The following is a 21,229-nucleotide window of genomic DNA, read 5'->3' as shown; positions in this document are numbered from 1 at the left end:
TTAAAGGCCTGTAGCTATTGTGTTCTTTCCTCTTTCCTTTATAAGTCCGCCGCGAACATCTAATGCTCTGTAAGCATTAATAGGGCTTAAAACACCGCCTCTATTTAATCGTGCTTTTTCTAATAAAGGTCTAACATCGGTACGGTAAGCACCTTGTAAAATTTCTTGACATTTAACTACGTCATTATTAGATTGAGCTGCTTTTAGTGCGTTTTGATCAATAAGTAAAGCTTTGGCGTAAGCTTCTTGAATGGCTTCTAAGGATTGAATTAAATCTTCTAAAGGGTCTTTAACGTTATGGCTAGCATCAATCATCCATGCTAAATCTGGATTTTGGGGGTTATTTTCCATACCGTAAACCAACTCGTTAAAAATTAAGAATAAGGCATAAGGTTTAATACTTCCAACAGTTAAATCATCATCACCGTATTTGCTATCATTAAAATGAAAACCGCCTAATTTTCCTTTTAGTTGAAGAATAGACACAATTTGTTCTATATTAGAATTTGGAAGGTGATGACCAAGATCGACTAAAGTGAATGCTTTTTCTCCACATTCGTTAGCTAACATCAATGAAGCTCCCCAATCTTGAATAACGGTACTGTAAAAATTGGGCTCGTAAGGTTTGTATTCAATAAGTAATTTCCAATCGTCTGGCACACCTTTGTAAATGTCCTTTAAACTATCTTGTGTATTTTGAAATGCCGTTTGAAAATTATTTTGTCCTGGAAAACACGACCCGTCTGACAACCAAACGGTTAAAGCTTTGGAGCCTAATTTGTTTCCAATATTGATAACATCTAAATTATGCTGAATGGCTTGTTGACGAACCGCCTCGCTCGTGTTACTTAAAGATCCATATTTATAACTTTCCTTGGCGTTTTTTTGATCTTGAAAGGTGTTTGAATTTACAGCATCAAACTTAATATCTAATCCTTTAGCTAATTCTTTAATTGCATTATAATCTGAAGGAACGTCCCATGGAATATGAAGAGATACCGCACCTGCAGTTTGTGTTAAAGCGTGTAAAACTCCAACGTCTTCTATTTTTTGTTCTAAACTAGAAGGTTCTCCATAAAAAGAGAAACGACCAAAACGTGTACCTCCAGCACCTAAAGCCCAACTTGGTATAGCCACTTGAAAATCGGCTAATTTAGACACAATGCTAGTAACATCATGTCCTTCTTTTGTTAATTTGTTGGCTAAAAAATCAAAGCTTTCGTTATGACTTTCTAATCCATTTTTATTATAATCAGAGATTTGCTCTTTTTGTATTTTCATAATTTTTACATCTTTAAAATAAAAGAAACTCCCATAAACCTCAAATAGAACCTATGGAAGTTTTCCTTAACTAAACTTAAATTAAACTTGTTTTTATCGTACAAAAGCATTTGCCATTCCTCCATCAACATTAATTATGTTTCCTGTAGATTTATCGAGTATTCCAACGAGCGTAAATACGCCATTTGCAATATCATTTGGTGTAATAATTTCATTCAATAAGTTTCTCTTAGCGTAAAAAGCAGGTAATTCTTCTACTGTAATGCCATTCGCTTTTGCTCTTCCTTGGGCCCAAGCACCTTCCCATATTTTACTGCCAACAATAACGCCGTCAGGATTTACTGTGTTTACTCTAATTTTATCTTTTCCTAATTCTGCCGCTAATAAACGTACCATGTGTTGTTGTGCTGCTTTTGCAGTACCATAGGCTACATTATTTGGACCTGCTACTAAACCGTTTTTACTTGCAATAGCAATGTAATCACCACCAAGTGCTTGTTTTCGCATTATTGCAGTAGCTTGTTTCGCTAAATCAAATTGACCCTTTACTAATATGTTTTGTAGAATGTTCCAATCCTTATCGGTTGTGTCTTCTAAAGCTTTAGAAATCGCTAAACCTGCACTATGAACAACAATATCTACACCACCGAATTCAATACATGCTTTTTTGTAAGCCGATGCAATAGAATCGGTGTTTGTTACATCGCAAATAGCATAAGTAGAAATATCACGTTTGTATGTTGCATGCGCTTCTTTTAGGCTATCTTCATTAATATCGGTAAGTACTACATTAGCCCCTTCAGCAGCTAGTTTGTCTGCAATAGCTTTACCAATTCCACCACCAGCACCTGTAACTAAAGCTACTTTTCTAGATAAAGGTTGCTCTTTAGGCATACGTTGTAATTTGGCTTCTTCTAACAACCAATACTCAATATCAAAAGCTTCTTGTCTAGGTAAAGAGGTGTAAGCGGTAATGGCTTCTGCACCGCGCATTACATTGATCGCGTTAATATAAAACTCATTGGCTACACGTGTAGTTTGCTTATTTTTGGCAAAACTAAACATCCCAACACCTGGATAAATTATAATTACTGGATTTGCATCACGCATAGCAGGACTGTTTGCTTTTTTACATGTATTATAGTAATCAGCATATTCTTGTCTGTAAGCTTCAAAAGCCGGCTCTAATTTCTTTAAAATAGCATAAGAATCAGATAAATCTTCATTCTTATCTAATGTTAATACTAGCGGCTGAATTTTTGTACGCAAGAAATGGTCAGGGCAAGAGGTTCCCATTGGAGCCAAACGTTCTAAATCATTACTATTTATGTATTCCATAACCACATCTGTATCAGAGAAATGACCAATCATTCTGTTCTCAGAAGAGCATAAACCTCTTAAAAGTGGCATAATTTGAGCCGCTTTTTCTAAACGCTCTTCTTTTGGTAAGCTTTCAATTTTTTGACCACCAAATACACTCCCTTTTTCTTTTATTTTTTTCTCAATAAATTCAGAAGCCATTTCAATAACTTCTAAACTGTTCATGTAACATTCATAAGAAGTGTCTCCCCATGTGAATAAACCGTGACTACCTAATACAATACCTCTTATTCCAGGATTGTCTTCTAAACATTTTTCTATTTGAAGACCTAAATCGAACCCTGGACGTTGCCAAGGCACCCATCCCATAGTATCTCCCCAAATCTCTTTGGTGACTTGTTCACTATCTTTCGCTGCTGCAACTGCAATGAGTGCGTCTGGATGTAAGTGGTCTATATGAGCGAAGGGTAATAGGCCATGCAAAGGGGTATCAATTGAAGGCGCTTTACTATCTAAATCATAAATACAGTGGTTAAATAAACCTACCATGCGGTCTTCATCTTCCAACCCTCCGTAGACATTTTTTAAATCGCGTAACCTGTTGGTATATATGCCTGCAATACCACTTCTGTTTAAAGTGCCAATATCACCACCGGAACCTTTAATCCACATTACCTCAACATCTTCATTGGTAAGTGGGTCTTTTTCTATGGTTCTGCAGCTTGTGTTACCACCTCCATAATTAGTAATTCTTAAATCTGCTCCTAAAATATTAGATCGGTATAAAAACAGATCTACTTGATTATCGCCAAATGAAGAAGCTTTTGCTTCGTCCCATAAGTAATCGACATATTTAAAAGTTTTTGTGTTGTTTTCCATATTGGTTTGTTTGTTAAAGAATAATAATTCAAAAGTAGAGTCATTAATAGATTATTCTATCCTGTACTACCTTGTAAGTAATACCTTAAGTGTAAAAAAGTTTTAATTTAAAAATTTGTAAAGTGGTATTTTTCAGTGGATTGTGCTTGTAGTTTAGAAAGGTTTTAAATTATAGAAGATAAATCGGTTTTTACTCATTTCAGGAATCATGATACGGCCTTTTTTTGTATCTATGCCTAAATCAGCAAATTGTGAAAATCCAGAAATCACTTCTTTTACATCACCTTTTTTGTTAATTTTTAGTAATCTTCCTCCTGTCCAATCCGTAGCGTAATAATATGGACCATATTTAATGACACCGTCAAAGTTTGCTATTGGTAATCCTTTTCCAATAGGACTTATTTTTTTTGTTTTTAGGTTTATCGTCTTTAGAGTTCCTTTTTTGCTTGTTTCAAATGTAGCGCGATTGGTCATTGGTCCCCAAGTAGCTACAATTAATTCATTTTTATCTACCCACAAACCATTTGGGTATTCTAACAAGTCATTTTTTACAAATATTTCAATATTACCACCTTCCGGAAGTTTATAAATGGTATTAGTAAAGGTATCAGATATATAAATATCTCCATTTCTAGAAGCGGCTACATCATTAATAAATTCAGAGTTTGGTAAATTTATTTTCCTAATAATTTCACCTGTTGAAATATTAATTTCTACCAAAACTCCACGGTCTCCTACATATAATAGATTTTTATATGAAGCCATTCCGGTAGGTGCATCTAAGCCTTCTATCCATCTATTAGAAATAATGTTTCCGTTTTCGTCTAGTCGTGTTATCCAACCATAACCATCTTTCTCAAGAGTTACTTTTTCGCCTCCTAAATTTGAAATAAACCACGATTTTGAAATGCTATCCCAATAGGCATTTTCTGGATTGTCTAAAATATGATTGAGATCATTATTTTGGATTTTATACGTAGAGTCTACCATAGTATTCCACTTTGTTATAGAGCGCGATAGATGCTCTTTAGGTTCATCTTCAATACCAAAGGTGTGTAACAGCGTTTTACCTTTAAATTTTATTTTTTGTAAAACGGAAACAAATTGAGAAACGTCATAATCGCCTTGATCTAGTGGTTTTATAGCGTCAGACCAATTTGCTTTATCATTTGCAAACATGGTTACATTAGTGCCGGAAATAGAAGCGAATTTTAAATATGGCGCTGCTTTTATAGCAACCTCAAGAAGGCGATTACCATTTCCGGCACGCATTTCATGGCATAAATGTAATGTTAGAAATAAGTTTGGTTCATTGAGTTCTTCAATGTATGGAATAGCTTCTTCTGCAGATTCTATAAAACAGTTATCATGTGGATAAATAACAATATCCTTATTAACTTTTAGAGCTTCTTGAGCCATTGTTTTTAATAGAAGGAGCGTCTTTTCTTTAGTGGCATTTCCATTTATAATAACCCACATTGCTGTTCCTTGAGGTAGCGCAGCTAAGGTTTTTCGCCACATTATGTTTTGAGTTTCAATATTATTTGAGAAATTGAAACCGAAAAACACAACGGGTATGGTAAGCTCACCACTGGTGAATTCCTTAGTCTCTAAATAAGACTTTAGTATATCCCTTTGTTTATCGGATTGTACTCTAAGTGTTGTACCGCTATATCCTAATTTAGCAAACAGTTTTGCGCGTTCGGCTATCGGGATGTGCTCCATTTTAAAATCAAAAGCATATAACGACTTATCTATGCCTTGTGCATTTGTAGATATTGAAAGAATAAAAAATAGTAATTTTAATAGTGTTTTCATTTTAATGTTATTAGTTATTCTACTGATTTTAAATAATGATTTCTAAATACTGAGTCTTGTTCGTTAAAATCTTTTGTTGGTATTCCAGAGTTTTTAAGTTTCTGTCCCCATTGTTTTAATCTTTTCTTTAATACTTTCACTTTTCGTGGATATGTATTTATTAGATTTTTGTTTTCATGGGCTGCGGAAGTAACATCAAATAGGTACTCGTGTTTTCCTGACTTTAAAAATTTATAATCTCCCATTCTTACAGCTGATTGTCCCCAAAACCTCCAAAAAAGGGCTTGATGTGGATCGCCTTTTTTTGTGTTATTTAAGTAGGGGATAAGGTTGGTGCCATCTAACTCATCTGTTTCTGGTAAACCAGCTAAAGCAATGCAGGTTGCGGCTACATCTAGTGAAATAACAGGCTTATCATAAACTAAACCTTTGGGTAAACCTGCTGGCCAATTTATAATATAGGGTATTCTTATGCCTCCTTCCGAGAGCATACCTTTTTCGCCAACCCAAGGTGTGTTTTTAGAGCCATCCCAACCTGGTCCAACACCTGGGGAATCGGCCATGTTTAGTTTTATTGGCGCACCATTATCACTTATAAAAAAGATGACTGTATTTTCGTCTAGCCCCAGTTTTTTTAGGGTCTCTTTTATTTTACCAACACCATCATCTATAGCAGACATCATGGCTAAGCAATATTGTCTTCGTTTTGGCATATCTTCAGGGAACCGATCCATATATTTTTTTGTAGCCCCTAAAGGTACGTGTGGCGCAAAATAGGATGTATAATAAAAGAACGGCTTGTCTTTGTTATTCTCTATAAATTTTACCGTTGCATCGGTTTGAATATCCAGTCTATAGCCCGCTTGTTTTATCCAATGCGCTTCCATATTTCTTTCTCCGTCTAACGTATAAGTTGTCCAATAGTCTTGAATATAGCCTTGAAATGTGTCATCAAAACCTCTATTAGAACTCATGTATGGTATTTTTCTTTCGAAAGGAATATCACTTGGTTTCACTGTTTTAATATTTAGTTCGGGCATATGTTCTTTTAACCATTTTTCTTGTTGATGGTTAGGTTCTAAATGCCATTTTCCTGTCATACCAGTAACGTATCCTGCTTTTTGCATACGCTGGGATATTAATGTTTCGTCTAAGGGCAACGGTATAGTGCCATTATGATCTAGTCCAAAACGTTGTTGGTATCTACCAGATAATAGTCCTGCTCTAGAAGGAATACATTGTGGAGCGGTAACATAGCCTGCTGTCATTCTAACTCCAGTTTTTGCCAATAAATCAATGTTCGGGGTTTTAATATCATCAACTTGCCCATTTACACCAATGTCGGCGTATCCTTGGTCATCTGTGAAAATGACAATAATATTAGGCTTGGCTTGTGCAAATGTTTGTACATGAATTAAAAAAAGTAGAATTAAAAAGGAGGTTTTATTCATGGCATTAATATTTAGAATTATATAGGCTTCCTGTAAGTGTTTTAGAGACCTCTAAAGTATTTAGAAAGAATAATAATACTATCATGCCCTTTCTGTAGACGTACCGTATTCAACAGGATAGTTTTTTGAAAAATGCAACGTATTTTTACCTTTGATAAACAGTATTACTATGGAAAAGTGTCTTTTGTTTTTTTTTATATTCCCTATTTGTCTTTTTTCTCAAACTGACGCTACGACTTTAAATGTAGATACCCAAAAGTATAATCAGATAGAAATGAATGTTTTAGAGGATGCCGTATATGATGTCAAGACTTTGGGCGAAGACCCTTATGTGTTTCTAAAGCCTTTATCTCATAATTTAATTAAAGAAAACAATCAACTTTCGTTTGAGTATTTCTGTCCAACGGGTTTAGATCATATAGAGGTATATTTTTATCCCTTAGGGGAACAGGTTAAGAGTGTTATGGCTGGCGATATAGGCAGTACCGAAGGATGGGTTTTGTTTAGAATGGATCTTAGTGAATATGTTGGAGAATGGGGAAATGCAGGAGATTTTTTAAGATTGGATTTTGGAACTGCCCCAGCTTTGAATATTCAAATCAGAAACTTAGAACTTCGGGCTATGAGTGCTAGAGAGTTAGATATTCAATCTAATAAGGAGGCAAAGAAGCAACAGGAATTAAATTTTGAGAATAATTTAAGATTTTATTTGGATAAGGAATTTCCAAATAGCATATCAAATGTTTTGGTTACCAAAGACAAAGTGAAATTGGTAGGAGAAATTTCAAAAACAAAAAACTATTATATAGCCGAAATTGATGTTCATGAAAATGGAACAGAATTGGAGAAATTCGAGTTTTTGGAACCTATAAAATCTAAAAACGGGCACTTTGATGTTGAAGTAAATCGCTATGTAAAACGTAATGGATATAAACAAGATAGATTGTTGTCAAAATGGATGATTGTTGAAAAACAAGATAATCAATACAAGGGCGTTTCTCATGCAAGATATACCGATTCTGTTGTTCCGAAATATCGCTACCCATTTGTTAAACCTGCTACTAAAAAAGGGTTGGGCGGTTATAGTATCAATCGGGCAGCGCCATATACCGATTTGGATAGTTTAGGTATTACTAGCGTGACCGTGAATATCATGATAAATAGATTTTTTCGCTCTGGTCCATCGCCCCAAAATATGTCTTTTGAATATATGGGAGAAACCTATTATGTAGATAAAAAAGAAATAGACCGTCAAGATAAAACGTTTTTAAGTACTGCCGCAAGAAATATTGAGGTGTCTGCCATATTACTTGTGGATAAGGCTTCAAAATCTTTAGATAAAAAAATAGGCGCCATTCTAGAGCATCCAGATTGCGATCCTTCTGGTATTTATACCATGCCCAATCTAACCACACCAAAAGGTGTTAGGTATTATGCTGCTGTTTTAGATTTTTTGGCGAATCGCTATATGAGGCCCGATAAAAAATATGGGCGTATTCATCATTGGATAATCCATAACGAAGTGGATGCTGGATGGGTATGGACTAATGCAGGAGAAAAAACCGCTTTAGTTTTTATGGATATATACCATAAATCCATGCGTATGTCTCATAATATTGCAAGAAAATATAACCCCAATTCAAAAGTATTTATAACACTTACTCATTACTGGAATTGGACGTCCAATCCACATTTCTATCATTCTAAAGAACTGCTTGAACAATTGTTACAATACTCTAAAGCTGAGGGCGATTTTGAATGGGCTATTGCGCAACACCCTTACCCTGAGTCGTTACGAGAGCCTAAGACTTGGCTCGATAAAAAAGTAAGCTTTGATTTTAATACGAAGCTAATTACTTTTAAGAATTTAGAAGTGCTAGATGCTTGGGTAAAACAGCCTGAAGTCCTTTTTAAAGGACAAAAGAAACGACTTGTATACTTGTCAGAAAACGGAACAAACTCTCCAACTTACAGTGCCCAAGATTTAAAAGAACAAGCGGCAGGCATGGCTTATGCTATGAAAAAGTTGAAGTTTTTAGATGGTATTGATGGTTTTCAATATCATAATTGGCAAGATAATCGTAAAGAAGGCGGACTTCGTATTGGACTAAGACGTTTTCCTGATGATAAAGAAGACCCTAGTGGTATTAAACCCGTTTGGAAGGTGTATCAAGCCTTTGGTACCGAAAAAGAAGCCGAAGTTTACGACCAGTATAAAGAAATTATTGGAATTGATCATTGGGATGAAATTCATCATAAGGTTCCAATTAAATAGTAAAAACAGGTTATTTAAAACAAAATTCATATTAAATAATATATTTATGACAGTAATAAAAAATAGCATGTACTGCTTAATAGGACTACTCTTGGTAGGTTGCCAATTTAAACAGGACAAAATAAATAAAGAAGAAGTGGAAGAAATTTCACGTCCCAACATTATTTTTATTCTTGCCGATGACTTTGGTATAATGGATAGCCAGGCTTATGCCAATAAGTTTACGGGCACGCATCCGGATGAAATGTTTTATGAAACTCCAAATATTGACAAACTAGTAAGTGAAGGCACTTCGTTTTCACAAGCTTATGCCAACCAATTATGCTCACCTACACGAGCAAGTATATTAACAGGTAAATATGCTGGACGTGTTGGTTTTACTACAGCAATGCCACCAAGAGCAACTTATTATAATCAAAAAGCAGACGTGCCTAAAGGTTTTTATGTACACGATGTTTTTGAGCATAAAGATAATATTAAGATAGAGCAAGCATTAATAAATGGAATTTCTAATTCGGCCGTTCCAACAGGAAGTGCCATTGATGGAGGTAGAGATGAACTCTCTATAGCAGAAGCTTTGAAAGATTATCATTCAGCTTTTATTGGTAAATGGCATGTGGGTGGTTTTGGAGCAAAAGGGTATCAACCAAAAGACCAAGGGTTTCAACCTTTAGCATGGTATGATGCAGGCGGATCAGCTTATTATAACTGGAAAGGGGCTTGGAATAATAGGACGAATAGCATGTTTCCAAAAGTGGCTCCAGAAGCATTAGAAATTGGAAGTTCTGGTAAAGAAACTAATGAGAAATATTTAACGGATGATCTTACGGTGCAAGCCTTAGAATACTTAGAAGAAAGGGCTGAGAATAATGACAAACCTTTTTTCTTATATTTTTCGCATTTTGCAATACATGCACCTTACCAAGGTAAAGATGACGAGATAGCTCATTTTGATGGGAAAGAAAATAAAGGCTGGAATGGACATGAAGATCCTGTTTATGCTTCTATGATAAAAAGTTTAGACCGTTCTGTTGGTGCTATTTTAAACAAAATAAAGGAATTGGGTATTGAAGAAAATACATTGGTTGTTTTTATGTCTGATAATGGCGGAATAGATGCAGAAGTTACGCCAAATAATAAGGGTACTAACAATGATCCATTTTTAGGAGGTAAAGCCTGTGTAACCGAAGGCGGTATTAGAGTACCTTTAGTGTTTAAATGGAAAGGAAAAGTACAAGAAGGTAAATGGGTAGATGTTCCTGTAGATTGTACTGATATTTATCCATCACTTTTAGATGCTGCTGGTTATGATTCAAAAGAAATTGTAGCAGGGAATGACCTTGACGGAGAAAGCTTAATGCCTGTACTTTCAGATCTTAAAAACGAAAATAAAAGTTATAAAAAAACAACGCACTATTGGCATTATCCTTTTAATGTGATTTATAATAGTCCTTATGAACCTTTTGCGCTTACGCCCCATTCGGCTATAAGAGATGGCGATTATAAACTTATTTATGATTGGTATGGTAGATTGTATTTATATGATTTAGAAAAGGATCCTTTTGAAAAGCACAATTTAGTTGAAGAAAATCCTGAATTAAAAAATGCCATGTTTAACAAATTAATGGATTGGTTAAAGTTAAATATAGAGAAGCGTTATTGGCCAACTTTAAACCAAAATTATAACTCTAAAAACGAATCTAGAGACGTTCCTTTTGTTGATCTATTCTCTTCTTATAAAGAGCAGATTTAAACTTTAAATTGATGTAAAAACGTGGTCTTTAGTTTTATGCTGGAGACCATGTTTATTCATTAGAAGTATTTGTTGAAAAAATATTGCTTGTAGAATCCTTAGCATTTAATTTTATTATCAAGTTAAAGGTAAAACCCTGAAATTTCATTGTAGTTACTATAGTTTCTATAAACTTTTAAGTGCATCTTGTCATTTCGACAGAGTGAGGAACGAGCGACGAGAAATCTTATAATGATGGGATTCCTCTTCGTACCTCATTCGGAATGACAGGGTAACTTTAAAAGAATTTCATTCTTTTGATTAAAACTATGGATTTCAAATCCATAGTGGTTTATTTGAGTTATAGAATTTTTTAAAATTCATTACTGAGCCTTCATTAACCCTTCATGTTTTACAGTCCATGAACCATCTTTTGGAAAACCAGGAGCATGTTTGTTACCATCACCATCCCATCCAGCGGTCATCATTGCTATAGAATAAAGCAGTCCTCCATTCCCAGGAAAATATGCAGCTGCTGGACCTCCAGTATTTATGCCACATTTACTATACCTGTTTTTTGGAGAATCCATAAGTAAAGCATTAATGGCTTTTTTAGGTTGACCTGCTCTTGCTGAAGCCATTGCTAACCAAGGAAAATCCCAACCCCAAGTGGTGTTCATTTTCCAATCTGTCCATACTTTATCGATGGTATTATTTAGTGTCTCTTTATCAATACCTTCACTTGGTAAAAAAGCCCCAGCTCCAATAATATCAATATGACTTTTATTAAAATCAGTCCACATATTTGGGACATTCTCATACATAACATATAAATCGTCTTCAACAGGAAGAGGTGCTAGGTTTTCTAATACATCAAGCCATTTTTCATTAGCTGGTAGCCCCATTCTTTCTCGCCATTTGCAAGCAGTCTTTAATCCATAATGCCAATAAGCAAGCTCAAAAGCTGGATTGATTGTGCTTTCTTTGGTCTTGTGATTATTTTCTGCGGCATTTATTAACCAAGGTCCCAAATCGTATTTTCCTGTTTCGGCATTCTTATAAGCATAAGAAGCCATGAAATCAGCTGTTTCAAACACTACATCTTTCCACTTTTGAAGTGTTTGTTCTGAAGCATCAATTCTGTAATTTTGTTCGGCATAAAAGATAGGATGTGGTTGTTGCCAGATAAGCCAAGGTCCAGTAAATGAAGGGCCGAAACGTCCGTCGGGACCTATCATTTTTGGCCAACGAGCCCCATCGTAACCTTGTCGTTTTGCTATTTTTTGTGCAATGGGTATGGTTGAATGATACCACTCTAGGCTGCGTTCAAATAAAGGCCACCTATTCCATAGTTGATAATGTGCACCGTGCCACCAATGCATTTCCAGATGAAACTTGCCATACCACCCACTATTAAACAGGAGTCCGCTTTCTTGAGGTGGCAAGCTTCCAGATTCGTTAACAGCAAGTAAATATTGAGAAAGAACAATTCTTCGTTCTAACTCTTTCCAACGTGGGTCTTTGCTTTCAGATAAATCGATAGCACCACCAGTTTTCCAAAATTGCTCCCAATATTTTTTTGTTGCATCCATTGTTGGACTAAAGGCCAGAGTAGAATTATCAATATGAGTGGATGAAAAAAGACAATTAAAAGAAAACACATTGGAATCATCTAATGGTTGTAGCGCATAGGTATGTTTCGCGGTTTCTTTTAGGGTTCCAACATGTTCCCAAGTTAGTTTTGTTTCATAGGCGTCTTGATCCAAAGCACGCGTAAATGTTGCGCTTGTTTCGTTTTTTATAAGTTGTGTTTCATGCTTGTCTTCAGCATTCCAATTGCCACCGGACAATTTTGTAGAATGACCATAAGGAAAAGAAATTTGAACAGATAATCGTTTGTCCTTGATAAGAGACGAGGTTATTTCAACAGCAATGGCATCTTTTTTAGGATGGCACATTGTTATAACTTTTACTGGAATACCTAGTATTTTGTAATTACTATAAATAACCCCTTGCCATAAATCAAGTTTCTGATTGATTTCTGATAAATCTTCTTTATTAATTAATTTTCCATCAAGAAGGAAAGACAATTTCCCAAGATTCAATCTATGAGGATTTTCGCGTAACCATGAAAACAATTCCTCTTGACCACTATTATCTACAGGATATTTGGCGGTATGGCCATGTATATTAACTTCAGTCATTTTAAAATCAGCAACTGTTTTTCCTTTAGGTAAAGGAAAAGAGTGCCAGCCCCATTGAGATAATGTGTTGCCATATAAAGTTTGAAGACCTGTAACATCAATTCCGAAGGCTATTTCGCCATTACCAATTTGTGGAATTTCAGTACTATCAATTTCAGTAAATATGATATTATGTCTTTCAACTAATTTTTTGCGGCTAATGCTAAAATCTTTTGGTTTATTAGTACATGCTACTGCTATAATGAATGTCAACAAAATAATATTTACGTTTTTTGTCATATGTTTAATTGCGTTTTTGTGTACTGATATTTCCTATTTATCCTTATATTCCCTTGCATGTTTTTATAGCGACCAAGCTCTTCCATTAGGAACATCTTCGATAGACATACAACCTATTTGAATTCCTGGTACAGGATCGTAATTTAATATTTCTTCTCCAATTTTTTCAGAAGTAAAATATCCAAACAACGTATATGCTCTAACAGAAATTAAAAATTTATATAAAGAACGGTTTTCTATTTGTGGATCTGTTAATTTTTCAATAGGAAGTCTTTGTTCTTTAAAAATAGTTGCAGTAGCTTTCTCAGAAATATCGAAATAAGATCCTAATAGCGTTTCAAACTGTTCTTTATCGCCTTTTGCTATTTCAAAACCAAACTGAGTTTTAAATTTTTCAGAAAATACTGAAGCTCCTTTTTTGAACAGCTCTTGGTTTTCTTTGGTCTCAATATCATGATACATCAAATCTAAAAACTGAGGTACATTAACATCTAAAGCACCAGGAGTGTCTGAAGCCGGTAAAATAATATCTGCCAACTGGTTTACCATATGTTTTTCATCAGAAGATAAAAATAGAGGAGACCAATTGTCAGCATGGGCGGTACAAGAAGATAACATATTAAAAATAGTTGGTGCTGCCACGGTGTAGCCCAAACTCATGGTTAAATTTTTTAAAGCGGTTCTTCTGTTCATAATCTTAAGCGTTTTTATTTTTTTTGAACTCGGTTGCAGCATGGTTCGCTGCTCTAGCCGTTAAAGCCATATAAGTTAGTGATGGGTTTTGACAAGCAGATGATGTCATACAAGCGCCATCAGTCATATAAACATTTGGAACTGCATGTATTTGATTATGCTTATTTAATACTGACGTTTTAGGATTTTTTCCCATTCTAGCAGTCCCCATTTCATGAATACAAGCGCCCAATATAGCATCTCCTTCATGACCTCTCACATTTTTATAACCCGCTGCTTTTAACATGGCAACCGCTTGGGCTTTCATGTCTTTTCGCATGTTACGTTCATTCTCTTTTATTTCAGCATCAAAGGTTATGGTTGGTAATCCCCAGGCATCAAGCTTGTCGTAATCCAATATCATTTTGTTTTCATGATAGGGTAAACATTCTCCAAAGCCGCCCATACCTATACGCCATGGTCCAGGTTTTAAAGCTTTTTCTTTTAGAGATTTTCCATAGCTTAATTCTGCAACCGCATGTTGCCAATTCGTTCTACTAGCGCCCCCTTGATACCCAAATCCGCGAACATAGTTTTTAGTATTTGTTTTGTCATCACCAAGGTTTTTAAATCGAGGGATGTAAAATCCGTTTGGACGTCTTCCTTTATAATATTTATCATCAAAACCTTCAACTTCTGCTGATGCTCCAATAGCATAATGGTGGTCCATAAGATTATGACCAAGTTCTCCACTATCATTACCCATGCCGTTGGGGAATCGTTTAGATTTAGATTGCATTAAAATACTTGTAGATGCTATAGCAGAAGCACAATTAAAAATAATTGCTGCCTTAAAAAATATTTTTTCTTTGGTATTTGCATCAATTACTTTTACACCTGAAGCTAATCCTGTTTTTTCATTATAAGCAATTTCATAGGCAATAGAATCTGTACGCAAGTGCATATTTCCTGTGCGTTCTGCCGCTGGTAATGTTGATGAGTTACTGCTAAAGTAACCTCCAAAAGGACAACCACGAACACAACGCGCTCTAAATTGACAGTTTGAGCGACCTTCATGCATAGCGTTTCCTGTTAAATGCGCCACACGACCAATAGTTAATAATCGATCATCATCAAATTCGTCTTCTAATTTTTTTTGTAAATCTAACTCCACACAATTTAATTCCATGGGAGGCGATAATTTTCCATCAGGTAAGTGGGATAAACCTAAGTTTTGCCCAGAAACACCTATAAATTCTTCTACTTTATCGTACCAAGATGCAATATCTTTATAGCGAATAGGCCAATCCACACCGTGTCCGTCTTTTTTATTGGCTTCAAAATCCATTTCGCTCAAACGGTAACTTTGTTTTCCCCACATGATAGAGCGTCCTCCAACATGATAGCCTCTTATCCAGTCAAATTTTTTAGATTCGTTATACGGATGCTCCTCATAATTTGCAAACCAATGTTTTGAATATTGATTTATAAAACCACTTCTACGGTTTTTTGTTTGGCCTTTTATTTCATCAGGAGCAACTTTACCACGATGTTTTAAATCCCAGTCATCTGTATACATGGTAGGGTAGTCTTCAATGTGTTTTACCATGCGCCCTCTATCGAGAACCAACGTTTTTAATCCGTTTTCACAAAGTTCTTTGGCAGCCCAACCGCCGCTTATTCCGGTGCCAATGACAATGGCATCATAGGTAGTTGGATATTCGGTTATTTCTTCTTTAGACATAAATCGTTTTGAGTGCTAATTGTAATTGAAATGCTTAATCTTTTCTTTTTAACCTTATATAGAAAAGGAATTATTCATCATGTTATAAAAGTAAAGCGCTTTATTAATTTATTTATCCTGTAGAATCTGTAGATCATATCAATATAATTTTTCATATTAATGGTTTTTAGACATGATTTTACAGGATGGTTTTTAACCTGAAATTTATTTTATTTATAAGATAAAACAAGAGCATAATGCATCAAACTAAAAGAAAAACGAATATCAGAAACCTATTATCTATTTTAACTAGCCTTTTTTTTGGTGTTTTAGTCTTCGCACAAACAAACAGAAAGACTATAGTATCTATAAAAGATAATCAGTTTTATATTAATGATGAATTAACGTATAAAGGGCGATTTTGGGAAGGCAATAAAATTGAAGGGTTACTTATGAATTCTAGAATGGTTCAGGGAATTTTTGATGATTTGAACCCTGATACTGTTGATGTTTTTAAGTATCCAGATACCCAAAAATGGGATGCAGAAAGAAATACGAATGAGTTTATTGCAAATATGCCTGAATGGCATAAACACGGTTTATTAGCATTCTCATTAAATCTACAAGGCGGAGGTCCTTTTGGGTATAAAAACCACAATTGGATTAATTCTACTTTTGATGAAAAAGGGAATCTTAGACCGGCTTATATGGCACGTCTTGAAAAAGTTTTAAATAAAGCCGATGACTTGGGTATGGTTGTTATTTTGGGCTATTTTTATTTTAGGCAAGATGAAGATTTAGAAGATGAAACTGCTGTATTGAACGCTACCGATAGAATAACTACTTGGATTCTTGAAAAGGGCTATGAAAATATTCTTATTGAAATTAATAATGAATGTAATGGTCCTTATGATCATACTATACTTACTCAGCCTCGTGTACATGAACTTATTCAACGCGTGAAGAAAATTAGTAAAAATAAATTACTGGTAACAACAAGCTACGGCGGCGGAATTATTCCGCAGGAAAATGTGCTTAAAGTTTCAGATTTTATTTTGATTCATGGTAATGGTGTTCATGAACCTTCTGGAATAACGGATATGGTTAATAAAACGAAAAATGTCGCAGGATTTTCAAACCAGCCAATTTTATTTACTGAAGATGATCATTTTGATTTTGATGCCAAACATTACAATTTTAAGGCTGCTATAGAATCTTATACATCATGGGGTTATTTTGACTTTCGTTTGGATGGCGAAGGTTTTGAAGAAGGATATCAAAGTGTACCAATTGATTGGGGCATTAATTCACCAAGAAAGAAAGCCTTTTTTAAAAAGCTTAAAGAAATTACAGGTTTTTAGAGCCTCTTATTAAGAGCAACAGTTTCAAAAACAAGATTTGAAACTGTTGCATTACTAGATATAATTATTATTTAATTAAACTGAACCCAATCAACCGATAATTCACTATCATCTTTTGTATCAAAAATAAGCCAAAGTGCATGTTTTCCTTCTTGTACATCTACTTTAGCTGAAAAGGTAGTCCATTGTCCTTCAGTTGATGATTCAAGATTAATAGTGGAAATTCGTTTATTCCAAGGGCCACCTTGTGTCAGATGAATTTTAGCATTTCCTTTTAGTTTTACGCGAACTTTAACCTCTTTTTCTTTTCCTGTAAATTGTAAATATTTGTAAACGGCTCTATCTTGAGGTTTAATTTTAGTTAGTATTTCATTGTTAGTACCCAGAGCTTCAGTTCTTAAGTTACCATGAAGTGCGCAGGCTCTTTCTGCGTCTAGAATAGATTTAGGATTTAGGGGAGGTCCTGCACCTTGTGTGGTCATCTCAACCTCATCAATACTGCCATCTTCATTAAAAAATATGGGTTCCACGCATGCTTTACGCATTTTAACTGTTCCATGTGTTGATCGATGATAGAATACATACCATTGGTTATTGAATTCTACAACAGATCCATGATTATTCCAAACCTCTGGGTCTGAATGGTCATTGTCAACAATAGCACCACCATACTTGTAAGGTCCCATAGGGTTTTTACTGGTTGCGTATCCAATTTGAGTAGGTCTATGTGCCTTATCTAAATGGGCATAGATGAGATAATAAATTCCATTTCTTTTTACCATATAGGCACCTTCATGAAATTGATGGTCTGCCTCAGTAATAATATTGTCTTTAATCGTAGTAGGGTCAATGGAAATCATATCATCATTAAGTTTTGCCATTTTTAAGGTGAACTGTCCCCATATATAATAGGAAGTCCCATCATCATCAACAAAGGCAGCAGGGTCAATTTGGTCATGACCATATAAATTCATTTTTTTTCCTTGAGAAAAACCTTCTACAGGATTATTAGACATAGCTACACCTTCAGGCTGTTTAGGATCACTTAAACAATAGTATAAATAATATTTTCCGTCCTTATAAGCGGCGCCAGGTGCATATAGAACTTTATCACTATAAGCAACTTTATCTCCTTCTCCTTTTGATTTAAAATAATCTTTGTGCAAGGTCCAATTCATCATATCATTTGATGATAGCACATGATGTGTGTGAGAACACCAATAATCAACACTCTCATCAACCGATCCATAAACATATACGCGTCCATCTTTCCATACATGTGCTTCTGGGTCTGCTAGGTATATTCCAGGAGGAGATATTGGATTTTGACTAAATATATTAATAATAGCTAATCCAGAGATTAATAGGATTAATGACATCTTACGTGTTAATCGATTCATCTAGTTATTTAATTTTGAAGTGATGGTATATTTCCCAGCTTTAAGTGTTAGTTTTTTACCTATGCTTTGGGTACCTGTAATCCCGTAAGTTTCTGTCTTAAAGTTTTTTGAATCTCTTTCAACATTAATAAGCTTACCTGGAACTCTTAATTGAGCTTCTGCACCCGTTGGAATCTCAACTTGCCATGATAAGATTGATTCTTTTTGATTCCATGAACTTTCAATCAGGCCCATTGGAGATAAAAATTGACATTTAACCCATTCTAATTCGGGAATAATTTGTGGTTCTAAATTAATTAAGCGATAACCAGGTGCTTTTGAATCTGGTTTGATTCCTGCTAACCCTTCATAAAACCAACTCACAAATGCTGCTTGAAACGGATGACTCATGGATTGTTTATAATCATCTATATAATCATTTTCGGTTGGCCAGACTTCCCAAAAAGTAGTAGCGCCTTTACTCATAAGATGTTTAAAGCTTGGTGCTGTTTCATTTTGAAGTGTTTTCCAAATCGTTTCATGATATCCGAATCTTCCAAGTACAGGCCATAATGATGGCATACCAAATACACCCGTTTCAAAGTGATAATTAGCAGTAATAACTTGTTGGTTTAGGGCTTCAGCTGCTTGTGCTTGATGCTCAGGGGCTAATACCTGCCAATCAACAGCAATAGCATTAGTCGTTTGGTCTGGTATCAATAGTCTGTCTTTTCCATAGAAAGCATTTGTAAATGCCTTACGAATGTCGCTAGCTAGTTTATCGAAATATAAATAATCTTCTTGCTTGCCAATACGTTGCGCTATATCAGCAGCTATTCTTGCACTACGGTAATAGCATGCTGTGGAAAGCATGGGGGTTATTTTACCATAAATTTCGCGCTCGGTTTTTTCTTCTGGGTTGTGTACTATAGGCTTGCACCAATCCCCCATACCAGAATATACAATACCATGGGTTGATATGCCTTGTAAATGTTCTGTCCATTGCTTTATGGAACTATAGTGCTCTTTTAAACTTCTAGTATCTCCAGTATGTACATAAATGTCCCATGGTATAAATGCGATGGCACTTCCCCAATCGGGTGAACCCTCGCCAATAAATCGTTTACCAGGCGCAACCATAGTAGGGATTCCAGATTTTTTTATTTGTCGTGTACGTTCGCCAAATTCGTCTCCAAAGCATAACATAGGCGCTGATAATTCGGCTGTTGTAGCAATATCGGTGGTATATTTTCGCCACATACTTGCGGCATCAAAACGATACATGGTGTAAGGCACGGTTAAATGTGCGTCTCCTGTCCAACCACAACGTTCTCGAACGGGGCAATCCATAGGTATGCCCAATACACCACCAGATTGTGTCCAATGTGCTATATCAAAAATGCGATTTAGAGTGTCGTCCGAAGATGAAAATTCTCCAGTTACAGTCATATCTGTATGAACAACCATACCTTGAAGTAAATCTTTTGTTGGTATTTTATTTTTTAATTCGCCATTGCTTATTGTTACTTCAGCAAAACGAAATCCGTGATAGGTAAACCGAGGTTCCCAAATTTCTTCGCCTTCGCCTTTACATATGTAATTATCAGTCTGGATAACTTTGGTAGCCCTAACACCACTTGTAGCAAAGTTTAATTCTCCCGATGATAATTTGTCTTCTGCAAAGCGAATCGTAATTTTTGTATTAGGCCTGGCATCAATCTTCATTTTTGCCCACCCCACAAGATTTTGATCAAAGTCAAAAATCCAAGTGTTTGGATGTAATTGTTTAATCTCTTTAACGGATACGCTGTCTGTTATGCGACAAGGCGGTAGCTGTTGTGCAACTAATGTTCTGCCTGGTGTAGTTTCTATTTTTACAGGTTTCCAGTTACTAGTGTCGTTATGATTTTTAGCCCACAATGGGTCATATAAATTGGAATCATAGTTCTCGCCAGCATAAACATTAGAGGCAGTGATGGCACTAGGTTTACAAAGCCAGTTTTCATCTGTTGAAATGATAGAGGTGCTGCCATCATTAAAAGTGATTTCAAGTTGCGCGAGTACTTTTGGTTGTCCGTAACTCAATCCGTTTGCTCCCCAAACTCTATCTTGATTGTAAAAGCCATCGCCTAACCAAAAGCCTAGCGTGTTTTGACCTTGGTTTATTAATGAACTAACATCGTGACCGACATAAAAACTTCTGATATTATAATCTGTTTGAGCAGGTTGTAATAATTCGTTACCTATTTTTTTTCCGTTTAGCCAACTTTCATGCATGCCTAATCCGCACACGTAAAGCCTAGCTTTGGTAATGGTTTTATTTATTTCAAATGAATTTCGAAACCAAGGCGCCGATTTTTGGCGAAGTTCAGGTTGCATACCAATCCATTTTCCAGACCAATCTGACTTGTTTTTTAAACCTACTTCAAAATGAAATGTTTCGCTCCATGCACCGTAACTATCATCTTCTAATACAGCTCTTACCCGCCACAAAGCAACAGTTCGTGAAGGAAGCTTTGAAGCATCAAAATAAAACCAAGGACCATTTTCAATTTTAGTGACCGTTAATTCTAATAGATTTCCATGGTTCTGCTTTAAATTGTTTTTGTTATCAGCAACAAGCAATTCATAACCAATAACTTTTTTTTCGGATACCTGAAACATAGGTTGCCATGATAATTTTGGGGTTGGTTCGTCTGTAACTATCCAATGGTCAAAACCTTCTACTTTCAAACTGGTAATTTTACCTGCTCTTGTCGAGTTCTCCGAATTGCATCCCATAAAAGTAAATAGAATGGCAATGAAAGGAAGACTAAAGCATCGGGAATTCATTTTAAATTTGATTTTCATTATTA

General features: G+C 35.3%; 12 protein-coding genes. 3 read left to right on the top strand and 9 right to left on the bottom strand.

What is annotated here, in order from left to right:
- The 4 genes from GQR98_RS17605 to GQR98_RS17590 all read right to left on the bottom strand — a co-directional run bounded on the left by GQR98_RS17605 (window position 1) and on the right by GQR98_RS17590 (window position 6,749).
- Window positions 1-1,281 carry a sugar isomerase gene (locus GQR98_RS17605; protein WP_159020714.1) on the bottom strand — a complete coding sequence of 427 codons (1,281 nt, stop codon included), beginning with the start codon at window positions 1,279-1,281 and terminating at the stop codon, window positions 1-3.
- A 93-nt stretch (window positions 1,282-1,374) separates the two neighbouring features.
- Entirely contained in the window at window positions 1,375-3,480 is a 2,106-nt protein-coding gene (locus GQR98_RS17600) for a bifunctional aldolase/short-chain dehydrogenase (protein WP_159020713.1), read from the bottom strand.
- Window positions 3,481-3,633: 153 nt separating this feature from the next.
- Window positions 3,634-5,298: a TIM barrel protein gene (locus GQR98_RS17595; RefSeq protein ID WP_159020712.1), complete on the bottom strand. Its 1,665-nt coding sequence runs from the start codon at window positions 5,296-5,298 to the stop codon at window positions 3,634-3,636.
- A 14-nt stretch (window positions 5,299-5,312) separates the two neighbouring features.
- On the bottom strand, window positions 5,313-6,749 hold the full coding sequence (locus tag GQR98_RS17590) for a sulfatase (protein WP_159020711.1): 1,437 nt from the start codon (window positions 6,747-6,749) through the stop codon (window positions 5,313-5,315).
- Between the two features lie 169 nt (window positions 6,750-6,918).
- Between GQR98_RS17590 and GQR98_RS17585 the strand changes: the two genes are divergently transcribed.
- Together GQR98_RS17585 and GQR98_RS17580 are read left to right on the top strand one after the other, a co-directional pair.
- Complete coding sequence (locus GQR98_RS17585; RefSeq protein WP_159020710.1) at window positions 6,919-9,024, top strand: DUF5722 domain-containing protein; 2,106 nt, start codon at window positions 6,919-6,921, stop codon at window positions 9,022-9,024.
- Window positions 9,025-9,070: 46 nt separating this feature from the next.
- A complete protein-coding gene (locus GQR98_RS17580; RefSeq protein WP_199270228.1) occupies window positions 9,071-10,777 on the top strand; it encodes a sulfatase in 1,707 nt (568 codons plus the stop codon).
- Between the two features lie 362 nt (window positions 10,778-11,139).
- Here GQR98_RS17580 and GQR98_RS17575 read toward each other — a convergent pair whose 3' ends face one another.
- From GQR98_RS17575 to GQR98_RS17565, 3 genes are all read right to left on the bottom strand, one after another.
- Window positions 11,140-13,239 carry a hypothetical protein gene (locus GQR98_RS17575; RefSeq protein WP_159020709.1) on the bottom strand — a complete coding sequence of 700 codons (2,100 nt, stop codon included), beginning with the start codon at window positions 13,237-13,239 and terminating at the stop codon, window positions 11,140-11,142.
- Window positions 13,240-13,302: 63 nt separating this feature from the next.
- Window positions 13,303-13,932 carry a gluconate 2-dehydrogenase subunit 3 family protein gene (locus GQR98_RS17570; RefSeq protein WP_159020708.1) on the bottom strand — a complete coding sequence of 210 codons (630 nt, stop codon included), beginning with the start codon at window positions 13,930-13,932 and terminating at the stop codon, window positions 13,303-13,305.
- A gap of 4 nt (window positions 13,933-13,936) precedes the next feature.
- Complete coding sequence (locus tag GQR98_RS17565; protein WP_159020707.1) at window positions 13,937-15,655, bottom strand: GMC oxidoreductase; 1,719 nt, start codon at window positions 15,653-15,655, stop codon at window positions 13,937-13,939.
- A gap of 236 nt (window positions 15,656-15,891) precedes the next feature.
- On the opposite strand from GQR98_RS17565, the gene GQR98_RS17560 reads away from it, so the two are divergent.
- Window positions 15,892-16,995 carry a hypothetical protein gene (locus GQR98_RS17560; RefSeq protein ID WP_159020706.1) on the top strand — a complete coding sequence of 368 codons (1,104 nt, stop codon included), beginning with the start codon at window positions 15,892-15,894 and terminating at the stop codon, window positions 16,993-16,995.
- Window positions 16,996-17,066: 71 nt separating this feature from the next.
- On the opposite strand, the gene GQR98_RS17555 is transcribed toward GQR98_RS17560, so the two are convergent.
- Together GQR98_RS17555 and GQR98_RS17550 are read right to left on the bottom strand one after the other, a co-directional pair.
- On the bottom strand, window positions 17,067-18,374 hold the full coding sequence (locus GQR98_RS17555) for a family 43 glycosylhydrolase (protein ID WP_159020705.1): 1,308 nt from the start codon (window positions 18,372-18,374) through the stop codon (window positions 17,067-17,069).
- A 21-nt stretch (window positions 18,375-18,395) separates the two neighbouring features.
- Window positions 18,396-21,224, bottom strand: a complete 2,829-nt coding sequence (locus tag GQR98_RS17550; RefSeq protein ID WP_159020704.1) for an alpha-L-rhamnosidase — start codon at window positions 21,222-21,224, stop codon at window positions 18,396-18,398.
- Window positions 21,225-21,229: the final 5 nt, after the last annotated feature.

This window comes from Algibacter sp. L3A6 (assembly GCF_009796825.1).
Taxonomy (GTDB): domain Bacteria; phylum Bacteroidota; class Bacteroidia; order Flavobacteriales; family Flavobacteriaceae; genus Algibacter.
The sequence above is the reverse complement of the archived record's forward strand: the minus strand, read 5'-3'. Positions and strand labels throughout refer to the sequence as shown.

Bases quoted from the DNA above. Each gene is read 5' to 3' on its own strand.
- GQR98_RS17555 (WP_159020705.1), bottom strand. From the start codon at position 18,374: ATGTCATTAATCCTATTAATCTCTGGATTAGCTATTATTAATATATTT.
- GQR98_RS17575 (WP_159020709.1), bottom strand. From the start codon at position 13,239: ATGACAAAAAACGTAAATATTATTTTGTTGACATTCATTATAGCAGTA.
- GQR98_RS17565 (WP_159020707.1), bottom strand. From the start codon at position 15,655: ATGTCTAAAGAAGAAATAACCGAATATCCAACTACCTATGATGCCATT.
- GQR98_RS17595 (WP_159020712.1), bottom strand. From the start codon at position 5,298: ATGAAAACACTATTAAAATTACTATTTTTTATTCTTTCAATATCTACA.
- GQR98_RS17605 (WP_159020714.1), bottom strand. From the start codon at position 1,281: ATGAAAATACAAAAAGAGCAAATCTCTGATTATAATAAAAATGGATTA.
- GQR98_RS17560 (WP_159020706.1), top strand. From the start codon at position 15,892: ATGCATCAAACTAAAAGAAAAACGAATATCAGAAACCTATTATCTATT.
- GQR98_RS17585 (WP_159020710.1), top strand. From the start codon at position 6,919: ATGGAAAAGTGTCTTTTGTTTTTTTTTATATTCCCTATTTGTCTTTTT.
- GQR98_RS17580 (WP_199270228.1), top strand. From the start codon at position 9,071: ATGACAGTAATAAAAAATAGCATGTACTGCTTAATAGGACTACTCTTG.
- GQR98_RS17550 (WP_159020704.1), bottom strand. From the start codon at position 21,224: ATGAAAATCAAATTTAAAATGAATTCCCGATGCTTTAGTCTTCCTTTC.
- GQR98_RS17590 (WP_159020711.1), bottom strand. From the start codon at position 6,749: ATGAATAAAACCTCCTTTTTAATTCTACTTTTTTTAATTCATGTACAA.
- GQR98_RS17570 (WP_159020708.1), bottom strand. From the start codon at position 13,932: ATGAACAGAAGAACCGCTTTAAAAAATTTAACCATGAGTTTGGGCTAC.
- GQR98_RS17600 (WP_159020713.1), bottom strand. From the start codon at position 3,480: ATGGAAAACAACACAAAAACTTTTAAATATGTCGATTACTTATGGGAC.